Annotated in this window: 11 protein-coding genes and 1 tRNA gene; 11 read left to right on the top strand and 1 reads right to left on the bottom strand. The window is 30.2% G+C overall.

From position 1 onward, the window contains the following. Window positions 1-121: 121 nt before the first annotated feature. The 11 genes from IX290_RS02150 to IX290_RS02100 all read left to right on the top strand — a co-directional run bounded on the left by IX290_RS02150 (window position 122) and on the right by IX290_RS02100 (window position 9,190). Window positions 122-679: an RNA 2'-phosphotransferase gene (locus IX290_RS02150; protein ID WP_211491555.1), complete on the top strand. Its 558-nt coding sequence runs from the start codon at window positions 122-124 to the stop codon at window positions 677-679. A gap of 14 nt (window positions 680-693) precedes the next feature. Beyond that, window positions 694-861, top strand: a complete 168-nt coding sequence (locus tag IX290_RS02145) for a hypothetical protein (protein ID WP_211491554.1) — start codon at window positions 694-696, stop codon at window positions 859-861. Window positions 862-1,020: 159 nt separating this feature from the next. Continuing rightward, a complete protein-coding gene (locus IX290_RS02140) occupies window positions 1,021-3,735 on the top strand; it encodes a tetratricopeptide repeat protein (RefSeq protein WP_211491553.1) in 2,715 nt (904 codons plus the stop codon). 61 nt (window positions 3,736-3,796) lie between these two features. Beyond that, window positions 3,797-4,789 carry a hypothetical protein gene (locus IX290_RS02135; RefSeq protein WP_211491552.1) on the top strand — a complete coding sequence of 331 codons (993 nt, stop codon included), beginning with the start codon at window positions 3,797-3,799 and terminating at the stop codon, window positions 4,787-4,789. 227 nt (window positions 4,790-5,016) lie between these two features. Then, on the top strand, window positions 5,017-5,148 hold the full coding sequence (locus IX290_RS11735) for a hypothetical protein (protein WP_256436427.1): 132 nt from the start codon (window positions 5,017-5,019) through the stop codon (window positions 5,146-5,148). A gap of 48 nt (window positions 5,149-5,196) precedes the next feature. Beyond that, complete coding sequence (locus IX290_RS02125) at window positions 5,197-5,769, top strand: DUF4274 domain-containing protein (protein WP_211491551.1); 573 nt, start codon at window positions 5,197-5,199, stop codon at window positions 5,767-5,769. A 499-nt stretch (window positions 5,770-6,268) separates the two neighbouring features. Continuing rightward, window positions 6,269-6,997 (top strand): DUF4261 domain-containing protein, encoded by a 729-nt coding sequence (locus IX290_RS02120; protein WP_211491550.1) that lies wholly within the window; start codon window positions 6,269-6,271, stop codon window positions 6,995-6,997. 344 nt (window positions 6,998-7,341) lie between these two features. Beyond that, window positions 7,342-7,572, top strand: coding sequence for a hypothetical protein (locus tag IX290_RS02115; protein ID WP_211491559.1), 231 nt, complete (start codon window positions 7,342-7,344; stop codon window positions 7,570-7,572). Then, on the top strand, window positions 7,572-8,087 hold the full coding sequence (locus tag IX290_RS02110; RefSeq protein WP_211491549.1) for a hypothetical protein: 516 nt from the start codon (window positions 7,572-7,574) through the stop codon (window positions 8,085-8,087). Before IX290_RS02115 ends, IX290_RS02110 begins: the two co-directional genes overlap by 1 nt. A gap of 94 nt (window positions 8,088-8,181) precedes the next feature. Beyond that, window positions 8,182-8,880 (top strand): AzlC family ABC transporter permease, encoded by a 699-nt coding sequence (locus IX290_RS02105; RefSeq protein WP_349290732.1) that lies wholly within the window; start codon window positions 8,182-8,184, stop codon window positions 8,878-8,880. Window position 8,881: 1 nt separating this feature from the next. Then, window positions 8,882-9,190 (top strand): AzlD domain-containing protein, encoded by a 309-nt coding sequence (locus IX290_RS02100; protein WP_211491547.1) that lies wholly within the window; start codon window positions 8,882-8,884, stop codon window positions 9,188-9,190. A 111-nt stretch (window positions 9,191-9,301) separates the two neighbouring features. On the opposite strand, the gene IX290_RS02095 is transcribed toward IX290_RS02100, so the two are convergent. Next, window positions 9,302-9,388: transfer RNA gene (locus IX290_RS02095), tRNA-Leu, on the bottom strand. Window positions 9,389-9,403 lie beyond the last annotated feature (15 nt).

Raw genomic sequence — 9,403 nt, 5'->3', positions numbered from 1 at the left:
TTATATCTTAAATTTGATGAAAAATATTATCAAGATATGAAAAAAGTTATAGATGATGTTTATAATAGTTGGTTAAAAGAATTGGAGAATTATAAAAATTAGCGGATTGTATGGAGGAGAAATGAGAAAATTAGATGATGTAAAACTTGGAAAATTTTTAAGTCTTATTCTTAGACATAAACCAGAAACAATAGGAATAACTTTAGATAAAAATGGTTGGGTAAATGTAAATGAGTTAATAGAAAAAATAAAACTTTCAGGTAGATATATTGATATGGAAATACTGGAAAGAATAGTTAGAGAAAATAATAAGAAGAGATACTCTTTTGATGAAAATAAAAAGAAAATAAGAGCTAGTCAAGGACACTCTATTGAAGTAGAGTTAAATTTAAAAGAGATGACACCTCCAACTATTCTATATCATGGAACAGCAACTAGATTTTTGGAAAGTATTAGAGAAAAAGGGATAATAAAAGGAAATAGGCAATATGTTCATCTATCTAAAGATATAGAAACAGCTAAAAATGTTGGAAAAAGACATGGGGAAGTAGTTATTTTACCAATAGATATAGAGGGTTTAAAGAAGATAGGACATAAATTTTATCTATCAGAGAATAAAATATGGTTAAGTGATGACATTCCAAGCAGATATATTTTATGGGATAAAATTATTTATTAATATAAGAAGGAGCTATGGATATAAAATATTTTAAAGATGTAGATTTTAATACTGATTATTTTGAAACAACAATAGAGGTTTGCAATAAAAAAGTTCAACTTGATATAAATACTGGTGCAGTTCTTGAAGAAAATAATTGGGTAAAAGAATATGAAGAATATATATCGTTATCAAAGGATTGAGGGAAATATACCAAAGATACTTATTATGAATCTATTATAAAAAATATAAAAGAGTTAAATCACTATTATAGAAGAAATTAATAAAATAGTTAAAAAAAATTCCAAAGGAAGATTATACAAAAGAGAGGTATAAACCTACTTGGAGTTAAGGGGGAGTTTATGGGAATTTTAACAAAAGAAGTAATTAAAAAATTGGAAAAACAGGAATATGCAGTGGATGTTTTACCAATACTGGATAAATTTCAAGAAGAACACAATTATTCTGATGAAGAGATGAATAGCGATTTAGAAGTTGTACTTTGGAAATCTTATGCTTACATAAACGTGAATAAGTATGAATTTTTTGAATTGACAGAAAAAGTCCTTTCTAATGTTAAAGAAGAGGGAGTTAAAAATCATGAATGGTGTTATAGATATGCTTGTGCAATAGTTTATTTAAGAAGATTTGAAGAAGCCTTAGAATATTGTAAAAAATCTGTAGAGATTAATCCTGATTTTGTTTGGGCATGGTTGGAACTTGCAAAGATTTATTATAAGTTTGGTTTATTAGATGAAGCTTATAAAGCAATTGAAAGAGGTTTGCAGTTGAAACCCAATGAGTATACTTTTTTAACTTTAAAGGATGATATAGATAATAATAGAGGATTTGCTTTTTGTCTTACTCACTATGTTGATGAGGAAGCAGACAAAGATGAAGACAGGGAAGAACTTCTTAATATTGAGGATGAAAAGCTCTATAATGAATTTTTAAATAGAAGTGAGCTAGAAAAAGAGATTATAATTTTAGATGAATTAGAAAAATTTCAAGAGATAATAGATTTAATATCTTCTCTTCCTAAAGAAAAATTGACTAATAATATTATTTATTCTCTTTCTAAAGCATATCAAGATAATGGTGAAGTTGAAAAAGCTATACAAACTTTATTTACAATGGAAGATGAAGAAAAGAATACGGCTCTTTGGAATCATCGAATGGCATACTTATATTTACAAATAAATAGTATAAATCCTGATCTGCCACTAAATATAGAGAGCTTGGAAGAAGCTGAAAAATATATTAGAAAATCCTTAGAGATAGATCCTAAAGGAGAAAAATCAACGATATTGTATATGATAATATGTACAAAGCTGGGGAAAAGTAAGGTTGAATCAGAAAAATATGAGGATGGATTAAAATATCTTTTGAAGGCCAGAGAATTAGCATTAGATGAAGAACATATTATTTTGACTGAGGAAGATTTAGGATGGGCATATGATCACATGGAAGAGTATACAAAGGCTTATCCTTATTTACAAAATGCTGTTTTATTGGGAGTAGATGATATTTGGGTCAATTCTGAATTAGGATTTTGTTTGGGTGGATTAAAAAAATTTGAAGAGGCCATAAAATATTTTGAAAGAGCTATTGAGCTGGGAAGAAATGATAGCTGGATATATGAAAGAATTGGAGTTGCATATGAAGAATTAGAAAAATATGATGAAGCTTTAAAATTTTTCTTAAAAGCCAGTAAAGTTAAGGCAAGAAATACTGATTTAAGTTGGTTACTTTCTGAAATTGCTTGGATTTATAATAAGAAATCAGATTATGCAAAAGGATTGGAGTACTTAGAAAAGGCAAAAAAATTAGGTAGAGATGATATTTGGATTAATTCTGAATTTGGTTGGGTATATAATGAGTTGAAAGATTATCCTAGAGGATTAAAACATTTATTAAAGGCTCAGGAACTTGGAAGGGATGACCAATGGATCAATTATGAATTAGGATATTCTCTTGGTAGAATGGAGAGAGGAGAGGAAGCTTTAGAATATTTGTTTAAAGCAGAAAAGTTAGGAAAAACTGATGAGTGGCTTTTTTCTGAGATTGCCTACTGTTTAAATAGGGTGGATAGATATGAAGATGCTTTGCCATATCTTATGAAAGCCAGAGAAAAAAGGGAAGACAGTTGGATAAATTCAGAAATTGGTTACTGTTTGAATAGACTAGAAAGATATGAAGATGGATTGTTTTACTTAGAACAAGCAGTGGAAGAGAGCAAAAATGACGAATGGTTTAATTCGGAAATGGGGTTTTGTTTAAAAAATCTGGGAAGATATGAGGAAGCTTTAAGTTTTTATAAAAAGGCTGAAAAACTGGGCAGAAATGATGAGTGGTTAAATTGTGCCTTGGCTGAGTGCTTAGAAAACTTGGGGAAAATAGAACAGGCTATCGTTAAATTGAAAGAAGCTCTTACTTTTGAAGAGTGTGATGAATTATTTATAAAAGGTGAACTTGGAAGATTATATGGACAAGAAAAGGGAAATTATAGTGAAGCTTTAAAATATCTGTATGAAGCTGAAAAAATAAAAAATGATGATATATGGATTTGCTCAGAAATAGGTTGGAATTTATCAAATATCTGTGATGAAATTGAAAATACTCAGGAAAAAACAGTTAATCTTCAAAAAGCTTTGGAATATCTAAATAGAGCTAAGGAACTTGGAAGAGATGATTCGTGGCTTATGTCTCAAATAGGGTTTATCTATAAAAAATTTGGTAAATTAAATGAGGCTATTTCTTATTTCGAAAAGGCTAGAGTTAGTGACATGAGTAATCAGTGGATAAACTATAATTTAGCTGCTATGTATAGAGAAACAGGAGAAATAGAAAAAGCCTTGAACTTACTTGAAGTAGTTATAGAAAGTGGACAGTTTAAAGGGTGGACAGATTTAGAACTCGCCTGGTGTTATGCTCTAATTGACGAGAAAGAAAAAGCAAAGGTATACTTAGATGAAACAAGGAAGTATATTGGTAGAGAAATTGAATCAGATCCAGACGTAAAAAAAGATTTTGAAAGTGTTAGGAAGTTAATTTCCAGCACTGTATATTTTTCTTGATTGATATGTTTGCGTAAAACATTGAAACTTATCAGAAAGACTAAAAAGGGAGAGATAATATATGTGGTTTTCTGGACAGAAAAAGGAAATTTCTAAGATTGATATATTTGAAAATAAAATAGTGATTGATGATAAAATTTTAAGTTTTCCTTTGGCACTTGCTGATATTGAAGAGGTTTTAGGAAAGCCTAGTAGACAATATAAGACTAATAGAGAGTGGCAAACTCATCAAAGTATTTTGTATATCTATGATAGTATGGGAATAGTATTCGAGGCTGATTTAATGAATACATTTAAAAATTATTATAAAAAATGCAATGTCTATATTGACGAATACCATACTATATACATGCTAAAACTCTATTTTGGGAATAAGGTTGTGCCGATGTATCACGATACGATAGATGAGTTGCCTAAAAAAATATGTAAAGCCAAAGTTACATTCGAAAGCAGAATTCCGTATTTCTTTTCTGACCGAGGGGAATGTGGAGATTTTAGATTAATTTTGTGGGCTCCCTATGGAGAAGATGTATGTGGAGAGATTGATAATTTAACTTATCCATTATCAATTACTTTTTCACCTAAAAGAATTAGTGAACCTGCAAATTATACAATTAAGAAGAATGTAGAAGACGCTTTGCATTTTGATAATATGAATTTTAAATTATCAATTATTCAAGTATTAATGTATGAATTGGAAGTTTTAGAGCCGTACTTTGATATATATGATTTTGCTTTGCAATATAGGGGTAAAGAGATTGATACTGAAAGCGATAAAATAATAAAGCCAGCTCTTAATTTTTTTAAAAGATTACCCATACCTAAAGCACTTGCATCTAAGGTTGAAGAAATTTATATGGATGGTGGAAATAATATTTATATGAACATTATACCTCAATGGAGCGGAGAAGATGGCACTTTTGATCTGAATGAAATTACCTTGGGAGAATTACAACAATTTCCAAATTTAAAAAAAGCGACGATAATGAGCAGTAATTTTGATGAGATAAAAACTATTTTTGAGAATGCAGGTATTGAAGTAGAAACAGTATAATTATCTAAGATAGCAACTGGAATAGTAAATTTTAGAAATAGATAGAGTGATAAATAAGAGTTTTCAAAGGCAGTGACTTGCATGGAAAATTTAGATATTTTTGAGATAGCATCTAAATATTTTTCTCGAGAACTTATCTGGAATGAATTTAATATATTTTTTGAAAAAACATATATAAAAAATATTCAGCGTCTTTCTAATAATAAAAAATAGGACGATATCAATTTGTGGCAACAAATTCCAAAGGAGATAGTATCGGATGTATAATTTATTTAGCTGGAGAATGGAATATATCTCAGATTACTCTTTCGGCTTTTGTTGCAGATAGATATAAAAATATGGATTATGTGGGACCTTAGTTTTTTGAGATTACAAAATTTTATTTTTTAGTGATGGAGAAAATTACTATGATAACAGATGAAAGAAAAGAAGTTTTAGAGGAGTTAGTATTTAAAGCAAGTGTTGCAGGAAATAAAGATTGCTTTGATATGACAGAAGAAGAATTTGCAGAAGAAATCGAGCAGGATGAAGAATGGATTGTATATAAGGAATTTTCAAAGCAAAGAAAAATTGGATTTGAAGAGTATGCTAATCAAGTTAAAAAAGAAATTCAGAAGATTTGTTCATCTGAAGAACTTCATTTTATGGCATATAGTCATAATTATGACGATGGAACCTTTTTGCTTGAACAAATAATAGATAATCCTAACTGTGCTATTGAGACTGCTCAAATGATTTATTGGCTTTCAGCACCTGATTATTACTATGATGAATTTGGTGGGCCAGAAAACTGTAATGAGGAGTATAATAAAGACTTTGCTGATCTATTGGTTAAAATGAATAATAAAGCAAATGGGAAAGGGTTCATAATTGATAGTGGAATAATGTTTTCTGATGAAATGAATGAGCATATTAAAAATTCTCAGCTTGATTATACAAAAGAAGTATATTCTAAAATTCCTAAATGTTTTAGAAAATAGATATATCTCAGAGCTATGAGGTATTGAATAAATGGAGAATAGTAGTTTGAAGACTATAAAAAAATATGATTTCATAGAGGAAATTAAAAAATGACTGCTACGATGTCATGGATAGCAAAGATGATCTCTTATAGACTTTTTTCTACTCAGTAGTATCTGAACCAGCTGGGTTTGATCCAAAGGATAAATGTGGAATAAAAGTCTATTGGTTTGAAGATTTGTCTGCATTATCAAAGGCGGAATTTCCAGAGGATTTGGATGAAGATTCTATTTTCCCAATGGTGAAAATTAAAATAAAGAATGAGAATTCCTATCCTTGCTGGGATGATTTTACGATTAATGTTCAAAGCTCATTCTGAAAAGTTTGTGTTTGATAGAGAATATGAGGGATATTAATTAAAAGAATGAGAGAGGAGCTAAACAGAATGAGTCAAAATAGTTGATAAAATACTTAAAAATAAAGTCAATGGTTATTAAATTAATAGAGGGGGAATTTATTATGGAAAATACGTCAGTTGGTAAATTTTGTGGAAGTGTTTTGCTTTCTGAAAATATGTGGGACAAACAGCAGTTATTAAATGATTTAAAGGAAGAATGGGGAATTGAAATTTCTCCAGAAGGGACTGAAGAAGATAATGATAACGTTATTGGTGATGTGAATGGTTATAGAATTGTTATAAGCAAATTCCCCATGCCTGTTCCCAATCATGAGGCAGAAGTAAACGCAGAAAATAATTATATGTGGCAGGAGGCAGTGGAAGTCACAAGTACTCACAAAGCACACATTCTTATTGCAGTATTAGGTGATGGGACAGATTTAATAGATCGTGGTCTAATTTATACAAAAATTATGTCAATTTGCACAAAGCAAAAATATGCTATTGGAGTATTTACAAGTGGAGTGGTATTTGAGCCAAACTATTATTTTGATGTTGCACAATCTATGAAAAAGGACGAACTACCTATTCTAAATTGGATATGGTTTGGATTGTATACAACAGACAATGGGATTTCAGGCTATACCTATGGAATGGACGTGTTTGGAAAAAATGAGATTGAAATTTTAGATGCCAAAGATGATGCTGAAAAGATATATGAATTTCTTATCACTTTGGCAAGCTATGTCATAGAAGAAGATGTAGAACTGAAAGATGGAGAAACCATTGGATTTTCAAAAAAGGATATTCATGAGATTAAGCTTAGCAAGGGAGTTGCACTTCCAGAGTAGGATACACTTAAAATCTCCTATGAAGTGAAGAAAAAACATTGGTGGAAGAGATAAGAAATAATGAAATTTTATGTGTCAAAGTTAAACCTAATTTTGATTATAGAGAGAATTGATTGTTGGTGCTTTAAAAAAGAAGAACAGGAACATTTAATTATTCTATGCGATGCGTATTTGAGATACATGGGGATAACGATCCAATTCCTATTAAATGGAGAAATTATATGAAAAGGTGTAGAAACTTGAGAGAAGAACAAGTAAATAATATTTTGAATATCATTATAGAAACGGACTATAGTGGTCATGTTTGTAGTATGAAATATTTATAGTAGGAAGGCGGTAATAGCTTGAAAATCATAAGTAAATTCAAAGATTTCTACGACTTTGAGATGGTAAAATACGGTATTGATGAAAAGCTAATCTTCAATAGAAAAACAAGTGAATATTGCCATGAACCATCTCAAAATTATGAAGTCAAAAAGGATTCTACCGGAAGAAATCATTTGGTATTGTTGATTGGAGACAAAACATTTTATCTATTAAAAAATGAAATAGAATCTATACACATTTCGATTTAATGGACTCTGAAAACATTATACAAAAATATTTAATCTGGAAAAATAAGAATTATTGGCAAACATTTTACTTAGATCTAAAAAATGGTATAAAGATCCCTCTCATAACTGAATTTGGAGCTTTATTCAATGAGATGTTAAGTGCAAATAGAGATAAAATGCTCCATTATTTTAGCAATTGTATGGGATATTATAGAGGGAAAACCTTAGTTTTAAATGAAAAAATCTCAGGTCAATTTTTAAGTGAACCAATCGTATTGATTGAGTACTTACATACAATCATAGACTTTGATACGAGAAAATGTCATAAAATTTTTAAATTTAAGTACAATCCTAATTTAAGTCAAATGGGCATCTATATAGACTCTGATATTGTCTGGCAGAGTCTGGTAGAATTTCTCTCTCGAAAAAGAAGTGAAAAAGAGGTTATGCCGGAAATTCACAATGATATAAAGATTGAGGAGCATGGCTTTGACTTAAAAACCTCTTTTAAACCTAAGATGAAAAAGAAAAAATAGAGGGAGTTATATTTTTATTGTAAGGACATTTATCTTATGCTATACTTACCATTAATAGAGCATATTAAATACTAAAATTTGGAAGATTGGGGATATGGTTATGAATAAACATTTTATATCAGGAGTGAGAGCATCTATTCCTGCATGCCTTGGTGTTATTCCAGTTGGGATTTCTATAGGAATGTTAGGGGTGCGTGCAGGGTTAACAGAGATTGAAATAATTTTAATGTCTGTAATGGTTATGGCTGGTTCATCTCAATTAATGGCAATTAGTATGATTACACAGGGAGCAGCCTTATCAACTATCATTATTGGAACTTTCTTTATTAACCTGCGTCATATAGTAATGAGCAGTTCTGCAATGCATAGAATAAAAGGAACAACATTGTTTAAACGGCTTTTAGGTGCTTTTGCACTGTGTGATGAATCTTTTGCTGTTTTTTCCCTATCAGATAATAGTGATTATTCATTTCTTTTAGGTTCTAATACTGCTTTATATGTCAGTTTTGTTGGAAGTACGGTTATTGGTAGTTTTATAACTAGTTTTTTACCACAAATTGTTGTTGATAGCTTTGGTATTGCATTTTATGCAGCTTTCTTGGGATTACTTGTTCCTGGAATTAAGCATAATGTAAAATTAATTATGCTGGTTATCATAACTGGTCTTTTAAACTGTATTTACCAATGTTTTTTACCTGCAAGCTGGTCGGTAATTTTGTCTATGATATCTGGTGCACTGATAGGTGTATGGTTGGTAGATGATGAAACTTTAGTAGCAGAAAAGGAGGCATAAAATGAACTATCCTATTATTTTACTTATTATTGGAATGGCACTTGTTACATACATCCCAAGAGCATTGCCTGCTGTTGTTGTTGAACATCTTACTTTTTCTCCAAAGGCTAAAAAGTTTTTAAGTCTTATTCCTTTTACAGCAATGGCATCACTTATCTTTCCAGGTATTGTCTTTGTTGATAATGAAAGACTTGAAATTGGTATCATTGGAGGGGTTGTTGCAGGATTACTAGCATGGAAAAAATGTCCTGTTATTATTTGTGTTGTTGTTGCTATTCTTGTAGATATGGTTTTATATTTGATGTTTTGAAGTTTGAAAACGGACGATTTTTTAGCTTAAAATGGTGGAAACAATGAAATGAAGAGAGTTTGCAATAAAAAAACCGTATATTTATATAAATATACGGTAATTATTCTCAAATGGTGCCCGGAGCGGGACTCGAACCCGCAAGGCATTACTGCCAACAGATTTTGAGTCTGTCACGTTTACCAATTTCATCACCCGGGCTTTGGGTTTATTATT

This window comes from Fusobacterium sp. DD2, assembly GCF_018205345.1.
Taxonomy (GTDB): domain Bacteria; phylum Fusobacteriota; class Fusobacteriia; order Fusobacteriales; family Fusobacteriaceae; genus Fusobacterium_A.
Note: the sequence above shows the minus strand (reverse complement) of the source record. Positions and strands in the feature narration are given on the sequence as shown.

Excerpts from the sequence above, each read along its gene's own strand:
- IX290_RS02110 (WP_211491549.1), top strand. The coding sequence starts at position 7,572 with ATGGACTCTGAAAACATTATACAAAAATATTTAATCTGGAAAAATAAG.
- IX290_RS02135 (WP_211491552.1), top strand. The coding sequence starts at position 3,797 with ATGTGGTTTTCTGGACAGAAAAAGGAAATTTCTAAGATTGATATATTT.
- IX290_RS02140 (WP_211491553.1), top strand. The coding sequence starts at position 1,021 with ATGGGAATTTTAACAAAAGAAGTAATTAAAAAATTGGAAAAACAGGAA.
- IX290_RS02150 (WP_211491555.1), top strand. The coding sequence starts at position 122 with ATGAGAAAATTAGATGATGTAAAACTTGGAAAATTTTTAAGTCTTATT.
- IX290_RS02100 (WP_211491547.1), top strand. The coding sequence starts at position 8,882 with ATGAACTATCCTATTATTTTACTTATTATTGGAATGGCACTTGTTACA.
- IX290_RS02145 (WP_211491554.1), top strand. The coding sequence starts at position 694 with ATGGATATAAAATATTTTAAAGATGTAGATTTTAATACTGATTATTTT.
- IX290_RS02125 (WP_211491551.1), top strand. The coding sequence starts at position 5,197 with ATGATAACAGATGAAAGAAAAGAAGTTTTAGAGGAGTTAGTATTTAAA.
- IX290_RS02120 (WP_211491550.1), top strand. The coding sequence starts at position 6,269 with ATGGAAAATACGTCAGTTGGTAAATTTTGTGGAAGTGTTTTGCTTTCT.
- IX290_RS02105 (WP_349290732.1), top strand. The coding sequence starts at position 8,182 with ATGGTTATGAATAAACATTTTATATCAGGAGTGAGAGCATCTATTCCT.